The 25,489-nt window shown below is 36.3% G+C and carries 24 protein-coding genes; 12 read left to right on the top strand and 12 right to left on the bottom strand.

All coding sequences use genetic code 11. The features are described 5' to 3' along the window. Positions 1 to 84: 84 nt before the first annotated feature. Positions 85 to 1,002 (bottom strand): cupin domain-containing protein, encoded by a 918-nt coding sequence (locus BK575_RS25245; RefSeq protein WP_078414279.1) that lies wholly within the window; start codon positions 1,000 to 1,002, stop codon positions 85 to 87. A 293-nt stretch (positions 1,003 to 1,295) separates the two neighbouring features. Here BK575_RS25245 and BK575_RS25250 point away from each other — a divergent pair, with 293 nt between their 5' ends. The 7 genes from BK575_RS25250 to BK575_RS25280 all read left to right on the top strand — a co-directional run bounded on the left by BK575_RS25250 (position 1,296) and on the right by BK575_RS25280 (position 7,843). Further along, positions 1,296 to 1,568, top strand: a complete 273-nt coding sequence (locus BK575_RS25250) for an HU family DNA-binding protein (RefSeq protein WP_078414280.1) — start codon at positions 1,296 to 1,298, stop codon at positions 1,566 to 1,568. A 415-nt stretch (positions 1,569 to 1,983) separates the two neighbouring features. After that, positions 1,984 to 2,643 (top strand): GntR family transcriptional regulator, encoded by a 660-nt coding sequence (locus BK575_RS25255; protein WP_078414959.1) that lies wholly within the window; start codon positions 1,984 to 1,986, stop codon positions 2,641 to 2,643. A gap of 168 nt (positions 2,644 to 2,811) precedes the next feature. After that, positions 2,812 to 3,891, top strand: coding sequence for a mannonate dehydratase (gene uxuA / locus BK575_RS25260; protein ID WP_078414281.1), 1,080 nt, complete (start codon positions 2,812 to 2,814; stop codon positions 3,889 to 3,891). After that, positions 3,885 to 4,733: an SDR family oxidoreductase gene (locus BK575_RS25265; protein ID WP_078414282.1), complete on the top strand. Its 849-nt coding sequence runs from the start codon at positions 3,885 to 3,887 to the stop codon at positions 4,731 to 4,733. Before uxuA ends, BK575_RS25265 begins: the two co-directional genes overlap by 7 nt. A 32-nt stretch (positions 4,734 to 4,765) precedes the next feature. Beyond that, positions 4,766 to 5,416 carry a bifunctional 2-keto-4-hydroxyglutarate aldolase/2-keto-3-deoxy-6-phosphogluconate aldolase gene (locus BK575_RS25270; RefSeq protein ID WP_078414283.1) on the top strand — a complete coding sequence of 217 codons (651 nt, stop codon included), beginning with the start codon at positions 4,766 to 4,768 and terminating at the stop codon, positions 5,414 to 5,416. 6 nt (positions 5,417 to 5,422) lie between these two features. Continuing rightward, a complete protein-coding gene (locus BK575_RS25275) occupies positions 5,423 to 6,436 on the top strand; it encodes a sugar kinase (protein ID WP_078414284.1) in 1,014 nt (337 codons plus the stop codon). Positions 6,437 to 6,553: 117 nt separating this feature from the next. After that, a complete protein-coding gene (locus BK575_RS25280) occupies positions 6,554 to 7,843 on the top strand; it encodes an MFS transporter (protein ID WP_078414285.1) in 1,290 nt (429 codons plus the stop codon). A 159-nt stretch (positions 7,844 to 8,002) separates the two neighbouring features. Here the strand turns inward: BK575_RS25280 and BK575_RS25285 are convergent, their stop codons facing one another. The 3 genes from BK575_RS25285 to BK575_RS25295 form a co-directional block, all read right to left on the bottom strand. Beyond that, on the bottom strand, positions 8,003 to 8,353 hold the full coding sequence (locus tag BK575_RS25285; protein WP_078414286.1) for a DUF2200 domain-containing protein: 351 nt from the start codon (positions 8,351 to 8,353) through the stop codon (positions 8,003 to 8,005). A 267-nt stretch (positions 8,354 to 8,620) separates the two neighbouring features. Further along, positions 8,621 to 8,923, bottom strand: coding sequence for an HAD-IA family hydrolase (locus tag BK575_RS25290; protein WP_268877768.1), 303 nt, complete (start codon positions 8,921 to 8,923; stop codon positions 8,621 to 8,623). A gap of 59 nt (positions 8,924 to 8,982) precedes the next feature. After that, positions 8,983 to 9,363: a winged helix-turn-helix transcriptional regulator gene (locus BK575_RS25295; RefSeq protein WP_078414287.1), complete on the bottom strand. Its 381-nt coding sequence runs from the start codon at positions 9,361 to 9,363 to the stop codon at positions 8,983 to 8,985. 277 nt (positions 9,364 to 9,640) lie between these two features. On the opposite strand from BK575_RS25295, the gene BK575_RS25300 reads away from it, so the two are divergent. Then, a complete protein-coding gene (locus tag BK575_RS25300) occupies positions 9,641 to 10,357 on the top strand; it encodes a 3-ketoacyl-ACP reductase (protein ID WP_078414288.1) in 717 nt (238 codons plus the stop codon). 315 nt (positions 10,358 to 10,672) lie between these two features. On the opposite strand, the gene BK575_RS25305 is transcribed toward BK575_RS25300, so the two are convergent. After that, a complete protein-coding gene (locus BK575_RS25305; RefSeq protein ID WP_078414289.1) occupies positions 10,673 to 11,551 on the bottom strand; it encodes an AraC family transcriptional regulator in 879 nt (292 codons plus the stop codon). 450 nt (positions 11,552 to 12,001) lie between these two features. Between BK575_RS25305 and BK575_RS25310 the strand changes: the two genes are divergently transcribed. Then, positions 12,002 to 12,634, top strand: coding sequence for a LysE family translocator (locus BK575_RS25310; protein ID WP_078414290.1), 633 nt, complete (start codon positions 12,002 to 12,004; stop codon positions 12,632 to 12,634). Between the two features lie 325 nt (positions 12,635 to 12,959). After that, positions 12,960 to 13,499: a DoxX family membrane protein gene (locus BK575_RS25315; RefSeq protein ID WP_078414291.1), complete on the top strand. Its 540-nt coding sequence runs from the start codon at positions 12,960 to 12,962 to the stop codon at positions 13,497 to 13,499. Between the two features lie 449 nt (positions 13,500 to 13,948). Here the strand turns inward: BK575_RS25315 and BK575_RS25320 are convergent, their stop codons facing one another. Further along, the gene (locus BK575_RS25320; RefSeq protein WP_078414292.1) at positions 13,949 to 15,112 is read right to left on the bottom strand and encodes a C40 family peptidase; all 1,164 of its coding nucleotides are present in this window, start codon (positions 15,110 to 15,112) and stop codon (positions 13,949 to 13,951) included. Between the two features lie 287 nt (positions 15,113 to 15,399). Between BK575_RS25320 and BK575_RS25325 the strand changes: the two genes are divergently transcribed. Beyond that, the gene (locus BK575_RS25325) at positions 15,400 to 16,851 is read left to right on the top strand and encodes a L,D-transpeptidase family protein (RefSeq protein ID WP_235867520.1); all 1,452 of its coding nucleotides are present in this window, start codon (positions 15,400 to 15,402) and stop codon (positions 16,849 to 16,851) included. A gap of 319 nt (positions 16,852 to 17,170) precedes the next feature. Here BK575_RS25325 and BK575_RS25330 read toward each other — a convergent pair whose 3' ends face one another. The 5 genes from BK575_RS25330 to BK575_RS25350 form a co-directional block, all read right to left on the bottom strand. Beyond that, entirely contained in the window at positions 17,171 to 17,512 is a 342-nt protein-coding gene (locus tag BK575_RS25330) for a hypothetical protein (RefSeq protein WP_078414293.1), read from the bottom strand. A 720-nt stretch (positions 17,513 to 18,232) separates the two neighbouring features. After that, positions 18,233 to 19,225, bottom strand: coding sequence for an NADP-dependent oxidoreductase (locus BK575_RS25335; RefSeq protein WP_078414294.1), 993 nt, complete (start codon positions 19,223 to 19,225; stop codon positions 18,233 to 18,235). Between the two features lie 103 nt (positions 19,226 to 19,328). Next, positions 19,329 to 20,387, bottom strand: a complete 1,059-nt coding sequence (locus BK575_RS25340) for an alkene reductase (RefSeq protein ID WP_078414295.1) — start codon at positions 20,385 to 20,387, stop codon at positions 19,329 to 19,331. A 14-nt stretch (positions 20,388 to 20,401) separates the two neighbouring features. Further along, complete coding sequence (locus tag BK575_RS25345; protein WP_078414296.1) at positions 20,402 to 21,250, bottom strand: alpha/beta fold hydrolase; 849 nt, start codon at positions 21,248 to 21,250, stop codon at positions 20,402 to 20,404. 110 nt (positions 21,251 to 21,360) lie between these two features. Continuing rightward, positions 21,361 to 21,936, bottom strand: coding sequence for a TetR/AcrR family transcriptional regulator (locus BK575_RS25350; protein WP_078414297.1), 576 nt, complete (start codon positions 21,934 to 21,936; stop codon positions 21,361 to 21,363). 633 nt (positions 21,937 to 22,569) lie between these two features. Between BK575_RS25350 and BK575_RS25355 the strand changes: the two genes are divergently transcribed. Beyond that, positions 22,570 to 23,805: an IS110 family RNA-guided transposase gene (locus tag BK575_RS25355; RefSeq protein ID WP_078410279.1), complete on the top strand. Its 1,236-nt coding sequence runs from the start codon at positions 22,570 to 22,572 to the stop codon at positions 23,803 to 23,805. A gap of 378 nt (positions 23,806 to 24,183) precedes the next feature. Here the strand turns inward: BK575_RS25355 and BK575_RS25360 are convergent, their stop codons facing one another. Continuing rightward, positions 24,184 to 25,371, bottom strand: a complete 1,188-nt coding sequence (locus BK575_RS25360) for a PDZ domain-containing protein (protein ID WP_078414298.1) — start codon at positions 25,369 to 25,371, stop codon at positions 24,184 to 24,186. Positions 25,372 to 25,489 lie beyond the last annotated feature (118 nt).

The raw sequence follows: 25,489 nt of genomic DNA on the forward strand, positions 1-25,489 counted from the left end.
CAATTTATTTTCACTTTCTTCTACAGACCTACCCTGTTTATCTTTACTTCCAACAGCAAAGTAACTTCTTTTTAATTCAATCAATTAGTGGTCATGGTCATCTTCAGCAGCCATTGCAATGGCCTTCGTTTCATGAATGGTTCCATATGGATGCTGAGGCGGCGCGTAGATGGAGTAAAGTTTAAGCGGCTTATCACCCGTATTGGTTAAGTTATGCCATTTCCCGGCAGGTATTATGATCGCATAGTCATCATAGACTTTCTTTTCAAAATCTAACCGGTCTTTGCTGTCACCCATTTGAACAACCCCTTCACCTTGTTCAATGCGTATAAATTGATCAAGTGTCGGATGAATTTCTAAACCGATGTCTTCTCCAACATTGATGCTCATCACGGTCAATTGCAAATGGTCTCCTGTCCATAAAGCGGTACGGAAAGTATTGTTTTGCTTCGTAACCTCCTCAATATCAACTACAAACGGTTCAGGTCCATAATCTGTTAATCGATTTGAAACTTCCTCATTTAAAAAACCAAATCGTGCAGCATTCTCTTGTTCACCCGTTAACGCCCACAAAAATACATGTCGAACTTGCGGATGTTGAATAAGTAAATAACTCTTTTGACATTCTTCATAACCCTCTACTTCTGCTTCATAAGCCTTTTGTAAACCATCTCGATAACTATGAAAAGGAACTTGATCGATTTGGTACACAGGCTGAGTTCCAGTAAGATTGATATAAAGATTAGTAAATTGCATCAAATGAGCTTTTTTTCCTTCTAAAGCATGAAGAATGGCATTCTTATGCTTTTGATTTGGCGCTGCATTTGCTAACTGTCTATAAAGCTCAATGGCTGAAGCCCCTCTTTTTATTCCTCCAAGTATAGCTTCACATATTTGTTGATCATTTCCCTTATGAGTTCTTGACATATAGTCTGGATAATACATTGATGTGCCCACATTGGCGTAATAAGGATATGAATACATTTTAGGAACATAATACATGTTAGACTCTCCCTCCATAGGTTTTTAAAAACATCATATGCCTATGTTTAGAGAACGTACTTTGTTTTATATTAACTTATGATAAGTTGGACTTTTCGCTCAAAAAACTTTACTTCATTTAAAAAATATAGATGTTTCATATGTAGAGTTACCACTTCCTATCATTTCGAATGAGGGCCCTATTTCTTTTAGAATAGATGTATATCAATCTGTCAAATTGGAAAAACTTCTAATGGATGTGTTATTCTATCATTCTACATACTATCAAAAATAAAAGGACGAGGTGCTTGAATATGAATAAGACAGAATTAGTGAATGCTGTAGCTGAGAGAACTGAGTTAAGCAAAAAGGATGCTGCAAAAGCTGTGGATGCGTTATTTGAAACCATCTCTAATACGCTTGCGAAGGAAGAGAAAATCCAGTTGATCGGGTTTGGAACGTTTGAAGTACGTGAACGTGCAGCCCGAACAGGCCGTAACCCACAAACAGGTGAGGAAATGCAAATCCCTGCTACTAAAGCTCCTGCTTTCAAACCAGGTAAAGAGCTAAAAGAAGCTGTAAAATAAGTAGTCAATCAAAAAGCAACAAGGAAGCAAAGAGACCTCCTTGTTGCTTTTTGATTTGAAGTCGTTAGTTGCTACCTTTACAGCTATGTCACGTTAAAACATCCTTATATTCTATAAAATCTAGAGATTACTGATTGCCGAAAGTCAGTGTGATGCAAACTAGATGCAGATTAAAAAACTTTATGCCAAATATTTATGATATAGAAGACTTAAAAGTTCGGAATTAACCTTATATTTTTTGTGAATATTTTGATGTTTGCACTAGACCCTTTTTTCATACAGGATGAAAAATGAATAATTTGAATTTTTGAAAATCAACTTCTCAAATGAAGATAGATATGTTACAATCAATGACATACTAGTATGGTAGTATGGTAATAAGGAGAGAGGCTACTTGAATAATATAGATGCAAAAATGAAAGCGGGTACAACCAGGGAACAGATTTATTCCCTTCTTATGGAAGAAATATTAAAGTTCCGTCTTGTACCAGGCGATAAAATTTCTGAAAAAGAAATCTCGGAGAAATTTAAAGTTAGTCGGACACCAGTTAGAGAAGCCTTCATTCAACTTTCACAAGATGGATTATTAGACATTTATCCTCAAAAGGGTACGTGCGTTTCGTTAATTGATTTAAATCTGGTGGAGGAAGCACGATTTATGAGGGAGCATTTAGAGGTTGCGGTTATTCAGTTAGCTTGTCAATCCTTTCCGGAGGAAAAGCTATTTTCGTTAGAAATGAATTTAATGAGGCAAGAAAAGGCCATCAAGGAAAAAGATTATGAAAAGCTTTTTAAACTAGATGAAGAATTTCATCAAACCATCTTTGAAGGGTGTAATAAAAATAATATTTGGAATTCGATTCAAAGTATGAACACCCATTTTAAACGATTACGGATGTTACGCTTAGCCACCAATTTAAATTGGGATAACATCTATCAACAGCATTTACTTCTTGTAAAATTCATTAAAAATAACATGGAGGAAGCTGCTGTTAATATGATGAAGGAACACTTAACCATGGTTATTTTTGATAAAGAAAAACTTAGAAAAGAGTACCCTGCTTACTTTAAGTAACAAACCAAAAAAGATAAAATTGAGGATTGTATGATTTTTATGATCTTCAATTTTATACAGTTTTGTAACCGCTGTCTTTCGTATTTGAAAAAGTGATGCTGGAGAGGTGTTGTTATGAAATGAACGAGTCTAGTGGTTTATGAATTACAGTTTTGGAGGGATTTATAGATGAAAATGGTGTTTAGATGGTATGGCAACGGTAATGATAGTGTGTCCCTTGATCAGATTAAGCATATCCCTGGTGTGGAGGGAATTGTTTGGGCACTTCATGATATTCCAACTGGTCAAGAATGGCCAATGGAAAAAATCTTTGAAGTAAAAAAACAAGCAGACGAATATGGATTTCATATCGAAGTCGTTGAAAGTGTCAATATTCATGAAGATATCAAACTGGGGCTTCCGACTAGAGACCAGTATATTGAAAATTATAAAAAAACGATTGAGAAGCTGGCGAAGGTGGGAGTTAAAGTGATTTGTTATAACTTCATGCCGGTATTTGATTGGATTAGAACCGATTTACATAAAAAACTAGAAGATGGTTCCACTGCCCTTTTCTATGAAAAAGAAAAGGTTGAAAAGATGAATCCAACAGAGTTAGTGGATAAAATATCTAAAAATCCGGATTTTACAATGCCGGGTTGGGAACCAGAAAGACTAGAACATCTATCCAAGCTTTTTGAAGCCTATCAAAATGTAACAGAGGAAGATTTATGGCATAACCTTCACTATTTTTTAGAACAAATTATTCCTGTCGCTGAAAGGCATGATATTAAAATGGCGATTCACCCGGATGATCCGCCTTGGTCTGTATTTGGGTTACCAAGAATTATCACTAATAAAGAGAACATTAAAAGATTGTTAAGCCTTGTGGATCATCCATACAACGGTGTCACTTTATGCAGCGGTTCTCTAGGTGCCAATCCTGAAAATGATGTAGCAGAAATGGTAAGAGAGTTTGCCGATCGAATCCCATTTGCCCATATTCGTAATGTGAAAATCTATGAAAATGGCGATTTTATTGAGACCTCCCACCGAACAAGTGATGGTTCAGTCGATATTTACGATATCGTGAGGGCCTATCATGAGAATGGTTTCACCGGTTATGTAAGGCCAGACCATGGAAGACATATTTGGGGTGAGGAATGCAGGCCTGGATATGGGCTTTATGACAGGGCTCTTGGCATTATGTATTTATGGGGCATCTGGGATTCCCTAGTAAGAAAGGAACAGGAGGTAGTGTCATGCTAGGAATTAATGAAAACTTAAAGGGTAAAGTTGCTGTTATAACAGGCGGAAGCGGAGTTCTTTGCAGTCAAATGGCGAAAGAACTTGGAAGACAAGGGGTAAAAGTAGCTATTTTAAATAGGAATACAGAGAAAGGAGAAAAAGTAGCAGAAGAGATAAGACAAACCGGCGGTCTAGCTATTGCTGTTGCCTGCAATGTGTTAGATGTGGAAGATGTAAAGAAAGCAGAGGAAATGGTCACTGAACAGTTTGGTGTTTGTGATATTTTAATCAATGGTGCAGGCGGCAACCATCCCGATGGCACAACGACAAATGAAACGTTAAAGCCGGAGGACCTGATGAATAAGAAAATTACGTCCTTTTTTGACTTAAATCCTGAAGGGTTTGGATTTGTCTTTAATTTAAACATTATTGGAACTCTTATACCAACACAAGTATTTACAAAGAAGATGGTCAATAGAAAAGGCGCCATTGTAATCAATATGTCATCGATGAGTGCGCCATGTCCGATGACAAAAGTTCCTGCATATAGCGCAGCCAAAGCAGGCATTGATAATTTCACTCAATGGATGGCTGTTTACATGGCTGAAGTAGGAATTCGAATTAATGCCATTGCACCTGGCTTTTTCTTAACAGAACAAAATAAAAGGCTATTAACCAATGAAGATGGATCATTAACGGAGAGATCGGAAAAAATTCTTTCTCACACTCCAATGAGACGATTTGGTAAGCCGGAGGACCTTTTAGGAACTTTAATTTGGTTAGCTGATGAAAACATGTCAGGCTTTGTTACTGGTATTACAATTCCTGTAGACGGCGGATTTATGGCGTATTCAGGAGTATAATATTTTAACCTCAAGTCAGGGAGTGAGCGAACGTGAAAAAAATAGACATTCTTAGGAGAATCGTTGACCTTGGTGTTGTGTCTGTCGTAAGAGGTGACAGTATTGCCCAGACAAAGGAAACATCTCTTGCTTGCATTAAAGGCGGGATAACAGTAATCGAAGTCACCTATACCATTCCAGGTGCTACGGATGTGATCAAGGCATTAAAGGAGGAAATTCCAGGAACCGATCTGATTGTTGGCGCTGGTACAGTACTAGATTCCGAGACAGCTAGAATAGCCCTATTAGCTGGAGCTGACTTTATTGTATCTCCTGGGTTTGATTTAGAAACAGCCAAACTATGTAACAGATATCAGGTTCCATATATGGCTGGTTGTATGACAATTAAGGAAATGGTTCAAGCATTAGAAGCAGGATGTGATATTATTAAACTATTTCCAGGAAGAGTATTCGGACCTGCCTTTATAAAAGATATTAAAGGTCCCTTGCCACAGGCCAATATTATGCCTACGGGAGGCGTTAGTCTGGATAATGTAAAAGAGTGGATTCAAAATGGTGCCATCGCTGTAGGTGTTGGCGGCGAGCTTACCAAAGGGTCACCCGAGGAAATTACGGCTAAATCAAAGCAATTATTACTGAAAGTGAAAGAAGCTCGGCTGAAACTCCATGTTGGAAAGAGGTAAAATTAAATGAAAAAGGTAATAACGTTTGGTGAAATCCTGCTTCGATTATCCCCTCCAGGACATAGCAAAATCATCAAAACACCGCTATTTGAGGTAAACTATGGCGGAAGTGAAGCTAATGTAGCTGCTTCTTTAAGTCAATATGGAATCAGCACATCTTTCGTCACAAAGCTCCCTGAACATGATCTTGGAGATGCAGCGATTAACAAGCTGAAAGAGTATGGTGTTAATGCTTCTCATATTAGTAGGGGTGGCAATCGAATCGGAATTTATTTTTTAGAAAATGGTTATTCAGTAAGGCCAAGCAAAGTAGTGTATGATCGAAAAGGCTCTTCCATAGCGGAAGCAACCATTAATGATTTTGACGTTGATGTCATATTTAAAGATCAAGATTTATTCCATTTGTCCGGCATTACATTAGGCATAAGTGAAGAAAGCTTTCAACTCGCCAAAACGTTCATTAAAGCTGCGAAAGAAAGAGGATTAAAAGTGAGCTTTGATTTTAATTATCGGAGCAAGCTATGGCCGTTAGTTCAGGCAAAGGAAAAGTTTGAACAAATATTAAAGTATGTTGACATTGTTTTTGCAGGTCATCTTGATTTTACCAATATTCTAGAGATGAAACCTGAAAAAAGTTTAGAAGAAACCGATATTATCCATTATTATGAGGATTTATATTCAAAGATTTACGAGAAGTATCCATTTGAATACATCGTATCGTCGATCAGGGATGTTAAGTCCGCTTCTAGAAATCATTACCAGGGTATCATTTATGATGGAAAAGAAATTTATCAATCGCGGGAATATGCGATTGACATTATTGATCGAGTGGGGACGGGCGATGCGTATACGGCAGGATTCTTATACGGCTATTTATCAAATAAGGAAAATAGTTATAAAGTAGAATTTGCGGCTGCGGCGGCCGCTTTAAAGCATACCATACCTGGAGATATGATGATTTCCACTGTAGAAGAGGTAGAAAATCTTTTCAACTCCGCTTCGTTTCATGTTCAAAGGTAAAATGTGTTCTGTTGTTAGTTTCGAGGGATTCTGCTGAGTGAACTACCATACAAGTGTGGTAGTATGATTTGTAAACGCTTTAATTAATTTGTGTCATTGATACTAGGAGGAAGAAAAATGTTCAAGAAATATCGGTGGTTTATCGTCTTTTTACTGTTTCTTGCAGGGGCTTTTAACTATATGGACCGGGTGGCCTTCTCCGTAGCGGCTCCCTTTATCTCAAAAGAATTCCATTTAACTCCTAGCCAAATGGGGTTATTATTCAGTAGTTTCTTTATCGGTTATGCCACGTTCAATTTCATTGGCGGATATTTAGCTGACCGGTTTGGACCAAGAAAAGTATTTGGCGGATCTTTAGGGCTCTGGTCGCTTTTTATTGGCGCTACAGCTGTAACCTTTAATTTCACATCGTTATATATCTCTCGATTATTCTTTGGTTTCGCTGAGGGTCCTGTTGCCACCACCTCCAATAAAATGGTTAACAACTGGTTCCCGGCAAAGGAGAGGGCCACTGCAATCGGAATCTATACTGCAGGAATGCCGATCGGAGGTGCAATCGCTGCACCGCTTGTAGGTCTAGTTTCAATTCAATATGGATGGAGAACAGCTTTTGTTGTTTTATTAATTTTAGGGTTACTGTTAGCTTTTATTTGGATGAAATTAACCAAAGATCATCCTGAGCAGCATCCAAAGGTTTCAAAAGCGGAGTTAAAGGAGATTCAACAAGATCAGGGCGTTATTGCTGGTTCATTACAAACAGAAAAAGTAAGTCTATGGAAAACCATTAAACATCCGACGATTATATTTACAGCTGTTGCCTTTTTTGCTTACAATTATAACAATTTCTTTTTCCTAACTTGGTTTCCTAGTTATCTAACCGATGCCAAAAATCTAAGTGTCAAAGACATGAGCATTGTCACGATTATTCCTTGGCTGGTAGGAGCGATCGGATTATTATCTGGTGGATTCCTATCAGATTATATTTACAAAAAAACTAAGAAACTAATGTTTTCCCGCAAAATTATTCTTGCGATCGGATTGTTTGGAGCTGCAGTATGTGTAGGTTTGGTCGTCTTGGTTGAAACGGCAGCAGCAGCTGTAGCATTGATGGCCATCGCAGTCTTTTTCCTTTACCTAACGGCTATGATTTACTGGGCCATTATTCAAGATACTGTTCCGAGTAATAATGTAGGTACAGCCGGCGGGTTCATTCATCTAATTTCAAATATATCCGGAATTATTGCACCAACGGTTACAGGTTATTTTATTGAAAGCACCGGTACTTTCAATACCGCCTTCTTCCTGGCAGCATCTTTGGCAATATTCGGATCTTTAGCAGTGGTGTTTTTTGTAAAACCGATTAAATCAGAAAGGGACAGTGCTAAATTAAAAACATTGCATACTTGATATTAGGGATTTAAGATTATGGGGAGCCTTTTGGCTCCTTTTTGGTGTTTAGGGTTGGGGTAACACGCATTAAATTGAGAAATTAGACTTTTTTCATTGCTCCATTAAAACGCCCTATAATTTAAGATAGCTATTTTCAGATAATCGGAATTTTAATTATTATTTCCGCAAAATCTTCTCCATCGCTTTTCCCTTTGCTAACTCATCGATCAGCTTATCCAAATAGCGAATTTCCTGCATAGTTGGTTCTTCAATGTCTTCCACTCGGACACCGCAGACCACACCTTTGATCAAAGTCCGTGAAGGATTCAGTTGGGGAGCTTCCGCAAAGAAGGTCTCAAAGTCTGTTTGTTTTTCCAGTTGCCCTTCTAACTCTTCCTGGCTATACCCTGTCAACCAACGGGTGATTTCATCGACTTCTGTTTTCGTACGCCCCTTTTTCTCCGCCTTCGTAACATAATGGGGATAGACACTTGCGACACTCATTGTATAGATCTTATGTTTGGTCATGATACATCCTCCCTCGTTTTCTTAAGTTTATCACATATGACCGCTAAGATTTTCTTCTCGATTGTCCTCTTCTTATTTAATTAAATGGCCCTAAAATGTAAAATGAGCGTCCATTCCTCAAGGATAGCGCCCAATTATAGAAGAGAATTAATATTATTTAGGCTATTGAAGGGAGCTCGTGCTTATCAAACTATAGCCCGAGTTCAACAAGGGAATAGAAATACTGAAGCAGCTATGCAATCTCTTGAACGGTTCGATCAAAATCTCTCAACTATCCATCATCCCTGTAATCTTTATGAGATCCGTCAACTCACGGATCTCATACGTCGGCTTAATTCCTATATTGTTTTCCTTAAGATGCGGATTGAACCAGCAGGTGTCAATCCCGTAATTTATCCCTCCTTGAATATCAGAGGTCAAAGAATCGCCCACGATCAGCACTTTAGTTTTATCTTTAATCTGTAGCTTAGAAAACGCATAATCGAAAATACCCTTTTCTAGCTTCTGAAATCCAGCCTCTTCAGAAATAATATTTCGTATTTCATAGTTACCTCCATTTTTATATTCAATATAACTTTTGCTAACAGCACAGGCAATTTAGTTCATTGGAAATGATCTCGTTATTTTTCTTATTCAACATAGTTGTTTTCTTGTTTAATTTGATCGATTCTCTTTTTTCCCCATTCATACATCATCTCAACGATTGGTAATAACGTCATCCCTAGTTCAGTCATTGAATATTCGACTTTCGGAGGAATTTCTGGAAACACTTCTCTATGAACAATTCCATCTTCCATCAGTTCACGTAATTGGTTTGTTAATATCTTATGGGATATTTTCGGGAAAAGTCTTTGAAGGTCGCTGAAGCGATGTGGGCCTTCTACACCTAAATGCCACAAAATAACAACTTTCCATTTCCCACTAATAATCGATAAGGTAAGTTCTTTTTCACAATGATAATCATGATTTAATATTCTTCCTTTTGTCTCTTCTCTTAATTTATCCGACATAGAGCTAACTCCCTTTCATATAATAAGTAACCTTTTGGTAACCTCCGTACAAAAAAGTGCATTCTTCACAATGTAGAAAACCGTAAGTAGAATGAAGTTAGTCTTAAAGACAAATCTTTATCTATTTTAGGCGGCAAACATTTATGAGTAAAACAGCGTTATTAATTATATCGAATAATTTTATTAAACTCACCTTACTTAATTATCTAAAATGTTTTAGTTTAGTACACTTTATTTCGCCTAAAGTAAAACTATCTCATCTAAGGGAGCGAAAAACATGCAAACAATCGCAGGAAAAGTGGCACTCATTACAGGAGCAGGGCGTGGAATAGGACGTGCAACAGCAGTAGCTTTTGCGCAAGAAGGTATTCACGTAGGTCTTATTGGACGTACGCTTGAAAATTTACAACAAGTAGCAGAGGAACTTAAACAGCATGATGTGAAGGTAGCAATCGCTGCGGCAAATGTAGCGGATTTAAACTCTATTACCACAGCCGTTGAATCAATTCGTGACGAGCTTGGCGCAATCGATATTTTAGTAAACAATGCCGGCATTTCAAAATTCGGTAACTTCATGGACTTAACGCCTGAAGAATGGACCAATATTATCGATGTCAACGTAAAAGGTGTGTACTATACAACACGTGCGGTATTACCGGAAATGATAGAGCGCAACACAGGCGATATCATTAATATTTCATCAACAGCTGGTCAAAAAGGTGCACCCATTACAAGTGCATACTCGGCTTCAAAAGCTGCAGTTATCGGACTAAGTGAGTCATTAATGCTTGAAGTGCGTAAGAAAAATATTCGCGTTACAACGTTAACGCCAAGTACGGTTGCAACAGATATGGCTGTTGAGCTAAACTTAACAGACGGCAATCCAGAAAAAGTGATGCAGGCAGAAGATTTAGCAGATTTAATGGTTGCACAGCTTAAACTTCATCCTCGTGTCGTATTAAAACATGCTGGACTTTGGTCGACGAACCCTTAATAGGACTATTTGAAATATCAAGACGCTATCCGATGTATTTTGGATGGCGTCATCCTTTTTTAGAATAATAAGCTCTAATAGTGGTACTGCTAACCCGTCTATCACATGAACGGCATCACAAGCATTGGTATTAATGACACTTGTTTAGTAAGAAGAAAATTATAAAAAAGTGTGTTTTTTTCAACCCATTACTCAACTAAATAGCCTGATACATGAAAAAGATGCATTCCTAAATAAACACGCCCGATTGTTGAAGATCGTTATGAAGGTAAATGAAGATTTAACAGAATAACACTTCTGTAAAAATAATAGTAATCATCCAAGTTTATCGCTAATTTTTTTCTTTACTGGCATCCAAATTTCGCTATATACATTTTCCGATGTACCATTGTGCTTTGTAAAAGAAATTCCAGGTATATCTGCAACTTCATAATCTGAAGAAGGCAACCATTCAGAATAAATTTTTGCGGTAGTTTCTTGAAGCGTAGCAGGAAATGGTCCTTGATTAGGGAAAATAGCCCATAAACTTTCTTCAATAGAAATTTGCTCCAAATCATTGAATTGATTTTCTTTTGTAGTTGCAAAACCAATCATATGAGTTAAATATCCTTTTTCCTCCAAGAAGCCATCATCAAAATCATAAGATACATTTAAGACTTGATGAGGATATAAATCAGCTAATTGATGCATTTCATTTCTTTGTTGCTCGGTAATTGACTGGGCTAGTTCTAAGATAGCATTATTTACACCTTCGAATTGAATTGGTACTCTTTTTGATACACCTACTATATTAAACTTTTCTTTATTTTCGATTTTGAATTCCATGGATATTCCTCCTCTAATATCTATAAAGAATGAAAATTTGGGAAATGATTTTTGAATTTTGTTTTTAGTTACTTCTGAGGGTAAAAAACCACTCCATTCACGAAAGGCTCTTGAAAATCCTTCTATTGATTGATAACCATATTTATAAGCAATATCTGTCACTTTTGCTCCGTTTATTAATTCAACATTCGCAACTGATAATCTCCTATTTTTGATGTACTCATTTAATGACATTCCAGCCATATACGAAAACATTCTTTTAAAATGATAATCAGATAGTCCTACAATTTTTGATATATCTTTTCCAGAGATTTCTTCCGTTAAATGTGTTTCAATGTAATCCATTAAATTATTGAATTCTTGTAACATTCATTTCCCTCCTTACAAATACATATTATCGTTAAAATTTATTACTAACTCGATATTTTTGATACGGAATTTATCGGAACTTATCTTCCATTAATATTATAGTTATTGAACGATCCCGCCCCGTTAGCCATCCATGCAGTGTAAGGACAACGCTGCACCATAGAAGATGAAAGAATATTACGCTCTTTCATGGCAGTTTAAATACATTTATTCACAATATCTTTCCAATTTTAGCGCATTTAATCAACTTTTTTATTCAACAATCTGGCACTAAAATGGAAAATGAGAGCCCATTCCTCAAGAATGGCACTCTTTTCTGGAAGATCGTTAAGTAGCCATTAGTGAAACAAGAAATAAAATTTATGTTCAATTTATAACACGATTTATATATAATACAGGAATCATATAATTCTCCAGAAGACTTATAATAATCAGAAAGGTGATGATAAAATGGAAAACTTTTATCTGTTTGTCGCTATGTGTATTTTTCTAATTATTTTACCAGGTCCAGATACTGCGATTGCTACAAAAAATACTCTCACCGTTGGGAAAAGTGGCGGTCTTAAAACAGCTTTTGGTATTTGTTGCTCCCTTCTTATCCATACTTCTGCTGCTGTATTAGGACTTTCAGCAATCATTGTTAAATCAGCGTTATTATTTTCTATCTTCAAATATATTGGTGCTGTTTACTTAATTTATCTCGGTGCTAAAACATTATGGTCTTTAAGAAGAAAAGAAGAAACAGCAAGCGTTGAGATGAACACACAAAAAAAGTTTGAAAACACATCCTGTTTCAAACAAGGGTTCCTTACCAATATCCTTAATCCCAAAGTTGCTGTCTTTTTCTTAACCTTTTTGCCTCAATTCGTGGACTCTGCAAGCAATACCTTTATACCATTTCTTATAATGGGCATCACTTATACTGTATTAACTGCTATATGGTTTTTACTATATGTCTTTTTAATTAATAAGATTAGCTCTTTTATGAAAAAACCTAAAACACAAAATATTATTGAAGGAATCACAGGCACTATACTAATAGGTTTTGGTATAAAACTAGCCCTAGAAAAGTCCCATAATTAGTTGATTTATATTTATTAGGTAAGATCCTTAATTTACTTAAATCAAGGGTCTTACTTTTTGCCAGAATACTTATGTTTATCATTTATATTTTAGAGACTCTTATTTACGAAAAAATAAATCATTGTAAACATAGATAGAAAATATGTTTACAATGATTTTTTCTCGTGGTAAACTTTTCTGCATGAAGGAAACATTTTAATTGATAAGGCATATGATTCATTAGGGAAAATACCTAAATAACTTTTTAGTAAATTTTTTTAACTAAAAAGTTTCCTTAAGGAAAAATAAATGCCTTTAGGAAAAATAAGAAAGAAGGTGTAATTAAATGAGATTAATAAAAAATGTAAAATTGATTCCATCTCTTATGGTTTTAATGCGTGTTCTTTTTGGAGTAGGTTGGTTGTTAGCTGGGGTAACCAAAATCACTGAAAAGTTATGGTTTAAAAAACCTGGTGTATTTTTAAAGGATTATCTAATAAATTCATTACAAAGCCCCAATGTTCCGCCCTTTTATAAAGCTTTCATAGAGAATATGGCTTTAGAACATGTGATGGTTTTAAACTATGTTATCCCAATTATCCAAATTATTATTGGCATGTTCCTTATAGCAGGTTTATTTACCATGCCTTCTATCCTTGCTTGTCTCTTTATGCATATTAACTTTATCCTCTCTGGAAATATGAATTTAATAAGCCTTATTCTTTATACAAGTGCATTTTCATTAATTATTTTTAGGTCAAATATATATTACTACAGTCTCGATAAGTATTTTAATTTAGATACTCTGTTAGCCATCTATGAAAATGAAAGAAAAATAACTGCCTCGATTCCATCGGATAAAGAAAGATTTTTTAATAATTCTTAAATCGTATTATTAATTAAATACGGCTTTTAACATTGTACCAATCCAATAGAGCAACCCTAAAATATTGAGCAAAACAAAAATGTATAACAAAATCTTCAATTTTATTCTCCCTTACTATTCGATTTTATGCTAATGCTAACACTAATATTATTATTTAAATTCTAAAGTATAGTAAGATTTTATTAAAAATTAAAAACCGTCATTATGAGTGACGGTTTTTCTATTGTACTTCATTAAACTTGATTCTATTTATGATACGGTCCATCCCCGTTAATCCGATAAAATCCTATAATTGAGATAGAATTCTAATAATCCTCTAATATTTATTTCCTTATCAATTATGTACCAATTTTATGGTTCTGTTGTAAAACAGTTATAATATGTTAATATGGTTTGATTTTCAACTTATAACAGCACATTGAAAGTTTACACTTCGAAAAGTTGGCACCTTAATACAATACTCTAGTAGCAGTAGTAAATTTAGATGGATTATAAGCAGAAATCTTCACGACATCACCCGTTTGCGGGGCATGAATATATTGCCCGCCGCCAATATATATGCCGACATGATAGGCAGGGTTCCCTCTGAATACTAAATCTCCCGGCTGTACCTCATTCAGAGAAATTCTTGTACCAACATTTTGCTGGTCACGTGACACTCTTGGAAGATTTATGCCAACTGAACGAAACACATATTGAGTAAAACCTGAGCAATCGAATCCGCTTGGTGTTGTCCCACCCCAAACGTAAGGAACCCCCAAATATTGTTTTGCTGTGGCAATGACCTTATTTGCCTCTCCAGAGTTAGTGATAGTCGCTGCTTGGACCGATGGTGTTGATTTTGAAGCTTTGGTTACTAAAGATTGCTGTCGAGTCTCTTGTTCAGCTTGTTGGGCACGCTGTTGGGCCAATTGTGCCTGTTGTGCTCGTCGTTGTGCCTCCTGCTGGGCTCGTCGTTGCGCCTCCTGTTGAGCCAGTTGGTCCTGTTGTTTTTTTAATGTATTTTTCGCTTTTGCTAATTCTTTTTCAACTTCTTTTTTATCTGCTTCAATCTTTTTTTGTTCAACCGCTAATTCATTTTGGCTCTTTTTTAATTGGTTGTACTCATTTTGTAACTTCTTCTCTACTTCTTTTAACACTCGTTCTTTTTCATTTAAGCCATTTAGTAAGTCTCTGTCACTTTCTATAATTTGCGAAATCGCAGTAAATCGAGTTAAAAACTCAGAAATATTATCAGATGACAGCAATAATTCTGCGTAAGTTGCAATTGACGAATTTCCCTCCAACTGAATGCTTCTGAGTCGTTCAGCATAGACCTCCTGGTGAGTATCCAATGCCTGTTTGGCTTTTTCAATTTGAGCTTCTGTTTCTACAATTTTTTCATGTTGTCTTTTAATATCATCACTTAGTTTTTGACTTTTCTCCATTGCTACGATGATCCGGTCATCTAATTGTTGAATCTTTATTTCAAAGTCATCGATTTGGCCTTTTGTAGTATCTAATTGGCTTTGTGTTACTGGTGAGTCTATTGGACTTGCAAAAGTAGTTGTTGCCTGAATCATAGTGGCGAGGATGGCAGCCGATACCGTACATTTCATTAATTTTTTCATCATTACAAAATCTCCTCTTATTACCTGTAAATTCCATCAATATTACTAGTTTATATTCCAAATGGCCTAATGACAATAATACAGTCGATAATGTAATATAATTGTAATTTCATGTAGAAAAATTTGTAATATAAAATCATACACATACAAATAGTGACAAGGCTCGACCACAACATTTAGTAGAATAATAGGTATTATTAATATTAATGTAACATTGTTGTAATCTTCAGATACAACACTAAAGTTTAACGACAGTGGACGTTGGTAGCTGGATCACCGTTGTGGGAGGAATTTTTTTGGAAAGTTTATTAAATGAATCAGTGAGCAGGAAGGATAAACAGCGGGAAAATAAATTGAAATGGTTTATGAAATGGAAATTTGTTACGGCAGGTATTCTCATTATTATTGCACTCCTACTTGCGGCAATCAGCTATTATCAGGCAAGCTATTTCAATGCAAATATCAAGATTAATGGTATAAAAGTCAATGGATTGACTGCTGAAGAGGCACTTAAAAAATTAAAAACCTCCGAGTTAAGAAACGTAGTCTATGTCGGACAACAACAAATTTTAGATGGAAAAGATACGACAATGGAATTTACGAATAAAGATCTGTCAGGTGTCAAAAAACTATTAAGAAGCCAGCGGACGTTTTTCCCCTCTTCAAAGGCAAAAAATTATTCCTTAATGCCAATCAATCAGGATTCATATCGAAGCCAGGTGATGAAAAAACAAATAGAAGAAAGGCTCGTAGACCTGAATAAGAGTTTAAAGGCACCCAAAGATGCGGCAGCTATTCTGGAAGATGGTAAGATTATCGTCTCAAAAAGCATTGATGGGAAACAGTATGATGTCGCCAGTCTATTAAAGAACTACGAAAAGCATGAATATACTAGTGAAATTCACCTAAGTCCTGTATTCATACAACCAATCAAAGAAGACAGTCCGATTATAAAAAATGAAGAGAAAAAGCTGCAGGAACTCCTTCAACGAACCGTTGATTATAAGGTGCAGGATAAAGTTTATACGTTAAAAGCCAGTGAATTAATTAAAAATGCCACTGTGTCAAAAAATATGAAGATTACGATTGACCCAGGCGATATTAAAAATAGAATTTCTGACATTAATCGTTCTCAATCCACATTAAACAAATATTTCAAATTTAAGACTCATTCAGGTGCTGTCATTTCGGTAAAAGGCCAAGGATATGGCTGGGCATTAGATGTGGAAAAGGAAACATCACAGATTCAGGCGGCTCTTGAAAAAGGAGAGAAATCGATTTCCGCTTCTAATATTTACGGACATGGCTGGAAAAATGAAGGCTACGGTTACGAAACGACCATGAACAACGGCATTGGCGATACGTATGCTGAAGTGTCCCTTGCAGAGCAGCGTATTTGGATTTACAGACAGGGAAAATTAGTCGTCTCAACGAATGTCGTGACCGGCAAACATAGCACCGGAGAAGATACATCACCAGGTGTATGGTATATCCTCTACAAACGCTCACCGTCCACACTCAATGGCAGTAGAGTAGGCAGCGGCGAATATTCCGTTAAAGTCGATTATTGGGCTCCATTTACGAACAGCGGACAAGGCTTCCATGATGCCAGCTGGAGGACGAACTGGGCAAGTAATGCCTATGTTAACACAGGATCAGGCGGCTGCGTTAACATCCAGCCTAGTATGATGAAAAAAGTGTATGAGAACCTCAATACATACGACCCTGTAGTCGTATATTAAGAAAACTCAGGAAATCTCCCGATTTCCTGAGTTTTTATTGTAACTAACTGTAATACCCATGTAGCTTTGGAATAAAGTTTGATTAAAAACTTTTTACAAATCCGCATTCTATGGTAAACAAAAGGAATCCATTTTGAAAAAAACTGATCAAAATGGATTCTTTCTTTTTGATTGGGTGTTCAGTTTTTATAAAAAAGTTTGATCACTTTCTACCTGTGTTGCTCAGAATCCCGCCCGATTGCGGAAGTCCACTGAAACTTCTATGTAACTGGTTTGTGAAGAAGAAAGGGATATAATGCAGCACCTCCTGTTATTCAACTCAAGCTCCAGCTAGTTCCAGCGCTTTAATTCTTCTTTCTAAAAGCGTTCTTTGAGGACTACCTGCCTTTGACTTAGCGTAAGTGTTCTCAATGGATGGGAATAAACCAGTAAGAACATTACGAGCTTTTGATAAATCTTCCTGGTTGTAATGATGGGGTCTTTGATTCCAAACGTTTTCTAGCATGGCTAAGCCGATGTAAAGAACTTTGAGTCGTTTCTTTAATAAGGTAGTATTTGCGCCTTTCTGAGTCATCTGAGCTAAGGCTTTTTCGGTTTTACTGATTGTCGATTGGAAGGATTTTATTGATTCCAATTTAACTACATTTGATACGTTTTCCATGTCAGTGCTGCCCTCTCTTCGTCCCTGAATTATTTTGCTCGATACTTGATAAAATCGTTAAGAACCTGATTTCACTCGCAACATTTTAACATAAATAACCAGCTCCCTTTAATGGAACCATATAATAATCTTAAACACCTTTAGTTCATTTAACCGTCTTTGTTATCAACACTTGTTTGTTTAATACCACAACATAAAAAGGAGAAGAAAAACCAAAAGTTTCTCTTCCCTTTTTTTGACTTTCATTCTGAAAAATTATTAAATCAATGTTTTCGCCTCAAAATTTTTCATATTTTCCCGAACTAGGCTTTTGCACATTGGCATTCAACATCGTTTATTTCATAATTTAGCGGAAAAAATCTTCTTCCACTCAAGCCTCTGTTTATTGAGAAAGAAACTAATGTAGAATGACAATAAAGTTATTTAATTTTAAAACCTCAAACACCCATACCCCCGTCCTGATTTTAGGAAGGGGGTAAAATAAAGTTGTTTAATTTTTAATAAAAAATGCTTTACCGAACTAAAACAATAATAAAGTCGTTTAAAAATCTAAGTTTTATTCCATAATAGCGCCCGATTGTTGAATATCAGAACTACAAAATCGTTATTAGAACAGATTATGCCTTCTTAAAACTAACGCTACCCGTTCTATAAGCAACCTCGATAAGTTAAAAAAACAAACACTTTCTACCTAAGGAAAGGTTTGTTAGATAAGACTAATTATTTTAATTTAAGTACTATTTTTCCTTTTGCTCTTCCCGCCTCTGCATACTCCAATGCTTTTTTGGCATCTTCGAAAATAAAAACTTTATCAAGTGTAGGCTTAATCACTTCTGACTCTAACATTTCTGTTAAAATTTTCAACTGCTCTCCACTATGCTTCATAAAAAGAAACGTGTATTGGACATTATGTTTTTTTTCTAGCTTCGTAAATTTATAACTTGCAATTGAAAATAAGGTTTTTTTTAATGAGCTAAATCCGTTTTCTTTAGCAAAGCGACCATTCGGGATTCCAGATATAGAAACAATCTTTCCTCCTTTTTTTAATGTTACAAATGATCTCTCTAACGTCGCCCCCCCAATGGTATCAAAAACTGCGTCGTAGTCACGAATCGAATGTTCGAACTTTTCTGTCTTGTAATTAATAACTTCGTCAGCGCCAAGAGATTTTACTAAATCACTACCATCACTAGCTGTAGTTGCGACAAAAGCACCCATATGTTTTGCAAGTTGGATAGCAAATGTTCCTACTCCCCCTGATCCTGCATGTATTAATATTTTATGTCCTTTTTCAATTCGCAGAATATCATGTAAAGCTTGGTAGGATGTCAATCCGACTAGAGGGATGGAGGCGGCTTCTTCAAAACTTAAATTTTTAGGTTTTAATGCAATATCTTCTTGGTTAACAGAGAGATATTCAGTAAAAGTTCCCATTTTATTTGCTCTAGGTCGACCATATACCTCATCACCGACTTTAAACTTCGTGACACTAGTACCTACTTCAACAATTTTTCCAGAAAAATCGTTTCCTAAAATTAACGGCATCTTGTATTTCAATAATAATTTTAATTCACCTTTTCGAATTTTTGTATCAAGAGGATTTATACTTGCCGCATATATCTCAACTAAGACCTCGTCATTATTCATTTTGGGCATAGGGAAGTCTAAAAAATTTGGTTTTTTACCGTAGTTTTCAATTGCTAAAGCTTTCATTACAATCCTCCACATTTTTATTTAACGCACATGCATCTTTTCATAACGAACCTAAGAAAAAAGATTATGAATATCCCTAGATGGGATATTCATATTAATTAAATTATTTTAAGAAAGGATAATCTGTATAACCGTCTTTTCCTCCTGCATAGAGCGTATTTTTATCAGGTTCGTTTAGGGGAGCACCTGATTGAATCCGTTCTACAAAGTCTGGATTAGCTAGTACCCAAGTGCCTACTGTGACAACATCTGCAAGATTATTATCTACATCAGACGAAAGTTGATCTAGAGGACGACCTGGACGATTAACAAGAAGTGATTGATCCCAAAGTTGACGCACATCTTTTAGGAATTGCTCGTTTCCAAAGTGCATTAAATGCAGATATGCAAGGTTAAGCTTATTTAATTCACTTATTAAATAGCGATACATCTCAAGGCTATTTTCCCCCTCATCAATGCCTTGCAGTGTTCCTTGAGGAGAAAAACGGATGCCTGTTCTTTCTGCTCCTATTTCATCAACAACTGCTTTAGCTACTTCAATAGCGAATCGAGAACGACCCTCAATCGTACCACCGTATGCATCTTGACGATGATTGGAGTTTTCACTAAGGAATTGTTGGATCAGATAACCATTCGCTCCGTGAATTTCAACTCCGTCTGCACCAGCTTCAATTGCTGAACGTGCTGCTAAACGAAACTCATTGATAACATCTTTTATCTCAAGCTCACTCAATTCTCTTGGTGTTGGAATTTCTTTCATTCCTTCTGCCGTGAAAATTTCTACACCAGGTGCAATAGCTGACGGTGCAACTGCTTGGCAATGGTGGGGTGTGTTATCAGGGTGTGATACACGTCCCACATGCATAAGCTGAACAAAAATATGACCGCCTTCACTATGAACTTTAGAAGTTACTTTTTTCCACCCTTTAATATGATTTTCTGTATAAATACCAGGTGTATTAGTGTAACCTTGCCCATCATCTGAAGGTTGGGTTCCTTCGCTTATAATTAAACCGACTGAAGCACGCTGACCATAGTACTCTGCTGCTAAATCGCTCGGCGTACCATCTGGTAAAGCTCTACTTCTAGTCATCGGAGCCATACCTATACGATTTTTTAAGTCAATGTTTCCGATACGAACTTTTTCAAATAATCTGCTCATATGAATACTCCTTTTTAATAAGAATTAGAATCAAGAAATGAATTTACGTGTTCTGCAAATAGTTCTGGAAATTGAAACAGATGCCCGTGGCCAGAATCAGGATATATAATCAGCTGTGCTTTGGGTAATTTCTCTGTTAAGATATAACTGTTTTTAGTCGGTACCATCACATCATTAACACCATTAGTAACAAGTACAGGGTGTTTGATGTTTTGTAACCATTCATAATCATGATTAGATTTTTGTTTAGCCCATTTTGCAATGGCTTGTAATTGTGCCTCTTTTACTTGTTCTGAACTGTTTACTTTTTTCTGATTAAAAATTCTTTGTAGTGAAGCCCTTCCTGCAGATTTACTTGTTTCGGTTTGTTCGTAGAAAAAGAACATAAAATCATTTATTCCATCTTCTTCCGTTCCGCCGTGACGATTCATTCTTTCAAAAATCTCTGGATTTGGATTAATACCAGATTCAGGCGAAGTACCTGCCATAATAATTTTTCTTACTAAATCTCCTTCTTGTAAAGCTAGCTCTTGTGCAACCATGCCACCAATGGAAAAACCAAGAATGTCAACTTGTTCTAATCCAAGAGCTTTTATAAATGTTGCTGTATCTTTTGCCATATCAGCAATTGTAGTAGGCGTTAGTCCATCGGTCTCACCAACCCCTTTATTGTCAAATAAGATTACTGGGCGTGTATTTGCAATAGGTTCAAGCATGTTTGGATCCCAGTTTTCCATCGTTCCTCTAAAGTGAACAAGAAATACTACTGGTATACCATCTTGTGTACCAAATTTTCTATATGCGTAACGAGTTCCATCTGCTTCAATAAATTCTGATTCTGTTGGTATTTTAAAGTTTGTCATTTTTGTGTTCCTCCTTAGAAATTAAAAAACGATTTTATAAGTATGCATTATGATGGTTTGTTTCATATTAATTTTAGAATGAACGTTCTAAAAAAGGTAAAAAAAGAAAGCTAGTCCAACACTGAAAGTGCTAGAGTGATGATGCCTTCTAATTCTTTTTTATTGTAATTAGTTTTTATTAGTACTCTTATACCTACCAAATTGTTGTGTAAGAAACGAGATGTGTTATCAGAATCGATTTCTTTTGATAGCTCTCCACTAGTTTGGCCCCGTTTTATAAGGTCATTAAACATATCTTCAGTACGGTTAAACATTTTTGTAACTATGCGTCCAATTTCTTTGTCCAACAAAGATAATTCAATGGCTGCATTTACTGATAGACAACCTTTTGGGTATTGTTCAATGGAATTCAGTATGAAAATAAAAACATCACGTATCGCCTGTTTAATGGATGAAGTGCTGCTAATTATGCTTTCCATCTCATTGACGATGAGCTCTTCATAGTGATTAAGGGAAGCTAAAAACAATGAACGCTTGTCACCAAATGTGTCATATATACTCCTGCGGTGTATCCCCATATGATCCACCAAATCTTGCATGGATGTTTTTTCATAACCCTGTTCCCAGAAAAGCTCCATTGCTTTTCTTAATACTGCTTTTTCGTCAAACTCTTTACTTCTAGCCATTTTATTTCTCCTTAAAAAAATCCATGAACCAATACTAACAAAAACAAACGTCATAATCTATTATAGAATGAACGTTCTAAAATAAACACATGAATTTCAAACCATGATTAAATAATACCCTTTTTAGAACGACTAGTAAAGAATTATAACTAACCAATAATTCCTAACACATTTGCTACATATCACAATGTTATCCATTAACTTTCACTTAGGGGTACCGCCAAACATTTCTTCTATTCGTTTAGTTTCTTTAGGATTGTTTTCTTCCACTGTTTCAATTAATAGATCAAACTCTTCTACAGATGCACTCATACCAAATAAACAAGAAACAGCAATTAGAAAAAACCATCTGAGCCCTTACTCAACCAAACTGCCAGTTCGTATTATAAGGTCAGCCAGATAAGAAAATATTTCTGGTTGACCATTTTTTATATGGTCTTATTATAACGGTAGCCGGGGTAAAACGTAACTGCCCGTGGGACCTAGATCCCGTCAGCTAAACAGTTTGCCCCCTACTTGTAGAAACATGATTGAGGCTGGTTGGGACCTAGATCTCGTATAACAAGCGAAGCTGTGACACTGCAAGAAGGAATTAGGGGTACCGGCAAATAAGAGATTAGGAGATGATGGAGGATGAATCCAGTCGTTGGTCTGGATATTTCAAAGGGAGAAAGTCAAGTTCAAGCTTTTGTAGATAAAGGCAAACCTTTTCGTAAGAGCTTTAAAGTATCTCATACTCTTGATGGGCTTGGTTTACTTGTAGAGTTCTTAGATGATGTGCAGAAAGAAACAGGTCAGAAGCCTCCTGTGATTCTAGAAGCAACTGGACACTATCAGACACCAGTTGTCCAATATCTAGATGAACGTGGGTATTTATTAATTATTATTAATCCTTTAATTTCGTATAAGGCAAAGAGTTCAAGTCTAAGAAAAGTAAAGACAGATGCAGTCGATGCATACCTACTCTGTGAATTGTATTATAAAGAGGAATTAGAGCCATACAAAAAGCGAGGGATTCAGTTATTAAACCTTCGTAATCTTACGAGACAACACGAAAATATTACAGGCGTTATGATTCAGACTAAGCTTCAATTTCAGGCTGTACTTGATCAGGTATTTCCTGAATATCGAGGAGTTTTCGGTGATTTGTATTCTGTGGTATCACTCTTAACATTACAAGAGTTTCCGTCATCTGAAGACATATTAAAGGCTAGTGATGAAACAATCTCGAATAAGATCAAAGAATTATGTCAAAGTCGCTCAATCAGATGGGCAAATGAAAAAGCTCTAAAACTAAAAGAGGCGGCAGCTCGTAATCCTTTTGAAAAAACAGTCTACCAGAGTCATATATTAAGCTTAGGTATGTACATTAACATTATTCTTCAATACAAAGAGCATCTATCAAGATTAGAGTCAGAGATAGACGCTCTCGCTAAAGAAATTGAAGAATATAATATTATCAAATCCATCCCCGGCATTGGAGAAAAAATCGCTGCCACGATTATTTCTGAAATCGGTGAGATAGATCGATTTAACCACCCTAAAAAGCTTGTCGCTTTCGCTGGTGTTGATCCTAGTGTATTTGAATCTGGTAAATTTAGAGCTACCCAAAACCGTATTACTAAAAGAGGATCAAGTAGACTTCGCCATGCCTTATATATGGCAGTTCGTTGTGCCATTCGTGATTGTCGTAAGAAGAAAACCACAGATGAAATACTCCCTAGAAACAAAAGAATGCGGGAGTTTTATGATAAGAAACGCGAAGAAGGAAAGCCCTTTAAGGTCGCTGTCATTGCTTGTGTAAACAAGCTCTTACATTGGATTTTTGCCTTATTAAAAAACAGAACAATTTTCCAAGATATAGCTTAATGACTATATCTAACTAAATAAAACAAAACCTTCCAAAATTAAGGTAGTGGAAGGTTATTTGGTGTGCGTATTTTTAGTATAGCATGAAATAATTTAAGTTTTTATTGAAAAATGTTGACAAACTATTAGCTGGTTTAGTTTAAGTGAAAATATTCATAAATTCTAACCTTACATAAATATCCAAATATAAGTACTATTTAAGAATATGGCCCTTTAATGGAACCATATAATAATCTTAAACACCTTTAGTTCATTTAACCGTCTTTGTTATCAACACTTGTTTGTTTAATACCACAACATAAAAAGGAGAAGAAAAACCAAAAGTTTCTCTTCCCTTTTTTTTGACTTTCATTCTGTTAATTATAAAAAATCACATATCTATACCGCTTCAGGCTCACGGTCTTGATGGCTTTGTACAAAAAGCACACCGAGTTCATGATGTTCGCCGTCGTATAAGGCGCGCTGAACGAAGCGCACTTCCCCGTTCACATCATTCACTTCCAGTTTACAGTACGCCCGGTTCAGCTGTAAGGCACGGTAAAATTCATTTACATCGGAAATCGATGCACCATTGACCTTTAGAATCACTTCTCCTACTTTCAAGTCCATTTTCTCGGCCGGCGATTTAGGAATGAAGCCCAGGATAACAAGTCCTTTCTCTCTTTTTGAGAAAAAGAAAGGTGCATTTTCATCAGATAATCTTTGACCGGTACTAATGAACTCCCGCATCAAAATAGCCAGACTGGCAATAAAGACTGACGCAAGCGGATAGAAAAAAGCAATTGGTGTCAGCACGGCCACCACTACACCAAGCCCCAGCACACGTTTACCGGTATTGGCGATGGAATCTGCCGGCAGCATCCCTTGTACCTTTTGGAAAAAACCAATGCCAAACGGCACAAGAAGCAGACTGAACGTTTGATCTTGCAAAGAAAACGTCGGCCACCATGACAACAGCTTGGCCATACCCTCTCCGGGAATAAGCACCATGACAGGAACTCCCCACAATTTTTGCGAGAAATGGGCACCAATTGAAAACCCTCGCTTACTTTTTAAAATAGCTGGCGACGTTCCTTTTCCTCCGAATTTCCAAATTAAGTACCCTTCTGCCAAAAGAAGCAGCGCAAGCAAAATAGCCATTGAGATTAAAGGTGTTTCTTGTATATCCACAAGCCATTTTTGAAGCAGCCCATTCGCTTCCGCCCTTTCCGGAATAAAGAAAGCGATTACCATCGTAAACCCAATGACGTATGCAGGCGACAACCATCGAAACGTCCAAGGACCGCTTAACAGTACGGTAATCAACGAAAGCAGCACAATGACCCCTATCGGCATATAAACGCCAGCGAAAACCGTCACAAGAGAAGCGATGACCCCTATCACCACACCCGGAAAAAACAAGTATTGTAACTCTAATACAAAATCGAATACACGAGTATGAAAATAGGTCCGCTCCCGTTTCACCCGTGCATGTCCCACAAAACAAGCCACCATGATAAAGAAGTACGTTAACGGATGCATAAAAAAGCGTCCGATTCCGTGCAGTCCTTCTGTTATAAGCTCCATCTCCACTCACCGCCCTGTATTTCTCTTTTTTCTATCTAAATCTTTAAATGTTTTCCAAAAACATACTATTATTTTAACAAAAAAGAAGATGCCTCAAAAGTGTAAAACGACACTTTCG

The sequence above is a fragment of the Priestia abyssalis genome (assembly GCF_002019595.1).
GTDB lineage: Bacteria > Bacillota > Bacilli > Bacillales > Bacillaceae_H > Bacillus_BA > Bacillus_BA abyssalis.

What these genes read in the sequence shown, in the direction of transcription:
- BK575_RS25265 (WP_078414282.1), top strand. Translation starts at nt 3,885, where the DNA reads ATGCTAGGAATTAATGAAAACTTAAAGGGTAAAGTTGCTGTTATAACA.
- BK575_RS25285 (WP_078414286.1), bottom strand. Translation starts at nt 8,353, where the DNA reads ATGACCAAACATAAGATCTATACAATGAGTGTCGCAAGTGTCTATCCC.
- BK575_RS25355 (WP_078410279.1), top strand. Translation starts at nt 22,570, where the DNA reads ATGAATCCAGTCGTTGGTCTGGATATTTCAAAGGGAGAAAGTCAAGTT.
- BK575_RS25310 (WP_078414290.1), top strand. Translation starts at nt 12,002, where the DNA reads ATGGAAAACTTTTATCTGTTTGTCGCTATGTGTATTTTTCTAATTATT.
- BK575_RS25250 (WP_078414280.1), top strand. Translation starts at nt 1,296, where the DNA reads ATGAATAAGACAGAATTAGTGAATGCTGTAGCTGAGAGAACTGAGTTA.
- BK575_RS25275 (WP_078414284.1), top strand. Translation starts at nt 5,423, where the DNA reads ATGAAAAAGGTAATAACGTTTGGTGAAATCCTGCTTCGATTATCCCCT.
- BK575_RS25280 (WP_078414285.1), top strand. Translation starts at nt 6,554, where the DNA reads ATGTTCAAGAAATATCGGTGGTTTATCGTCTTTTTACTGTTTCTTGCA.
- BK575_RS25340 (WP_078414295.1), bottom strand. Translation starts at nt 20,387, where the DNA reads ATGAGCAGATTATTTGAAAAAGTTCGTATCGGAAACATTGACTTAAAA.
- BK575_RS25320 (WP_078414292.1), bottom strand. Translation starts at nt 15,112, where the DNA reads ATGATGAAAAAATTAATGAAATGTACGGTATCGGCTGCCATCCTCGCC.
- uxuA (WP_078414281.1), top strand. Translation starts at nt 2,812, where the DNA reads ATGAAAATGGTGTTTAGATGGTATGGCAACGGTAATGATAGTGTGTCC.
- BK575_RS25350 (WP_078414297.1), bottom strand. Translation starts at nt 21,936, where the DNA reads ATGGCTAGAAGTAAAGAGTTTGACGAAAAAGCAGTATTAAGAAAAGCA.
- BK575_RS25255 (WP_078414959.1), top strand. Translation starts at nt 1,984, where the DNA reads ATGAAAGCGGGTACAACCAGGGAACAGATTTATTCCCTTCTTATGGAA.
- BK575_RS25300 (WP_078414288.1), top strand. Translation starts at nt 9,641, where the DNA reads ATGCAAACAATCGCAGGAAAAGTGGCACTCATTACAGGAGCAGGGCGT.
- BK575_RS25345 (WP_078414296.1), bottom strand. Translation starts at nt 21,250, where the DNA reads ATGACAAACTTTAAAATACCAACAGAATCAGAATTTATTGAAGCAGAT.
- BK575_RS25305 (WP_078414289.1), bottom strand. Translation starts at nt 11,551, where the DNA reads ATGTTACAAGAATTCAATAATTTAATGGATTACATTGAAACACATTTA.
- BK575_RS25335 (WP_078414294.1), bottom strand. Translation starts at nt 19,225, where the DNA reads ATGAAAGCTTTAGCAATTGAAAACTACGGTAAAAAACCAAATTTTTTA.
- BK575_RS25360 (WP_078414298.1), bottom strand. Translation starts at nt 25,371, where the DNA reads ATGGAGCTTATAACAGAAGGACTGCACGGAATCGGACGCTTTTTTATG.
- BK575_RS25245 (WP_078414279.1), bottom strand. Translation starts at nt 1,002, where the DNA reads ATGTATTATGTTCCTAAAATGTATTCATATCCTTATTACGCCAATGTG.
- BK575_RS25295 (WP_078414287.1), bottom strand. Translation starts at nt 9,363, where the DNA reads ATGTCGGATAAATTAAGAGAAGAGACAAAAGGAAGAATATTAAATCAT.
- BK575_RS25330 (WP_078414293.1), bottom strand. Translation starts at nt 17,512, where the DNA reads ATGGAAAACGTATCAAATGTAGTTAAATTGGAATCAATAAAATCCTTC.
- BK575_RS25315 (WP_078414291.1), top strand. Translation starts at nt 12,960, where the DNA reads ATGAGATTAATAAAAAATGTAAAATTGATTCCATCTCTTATGGTTTTA.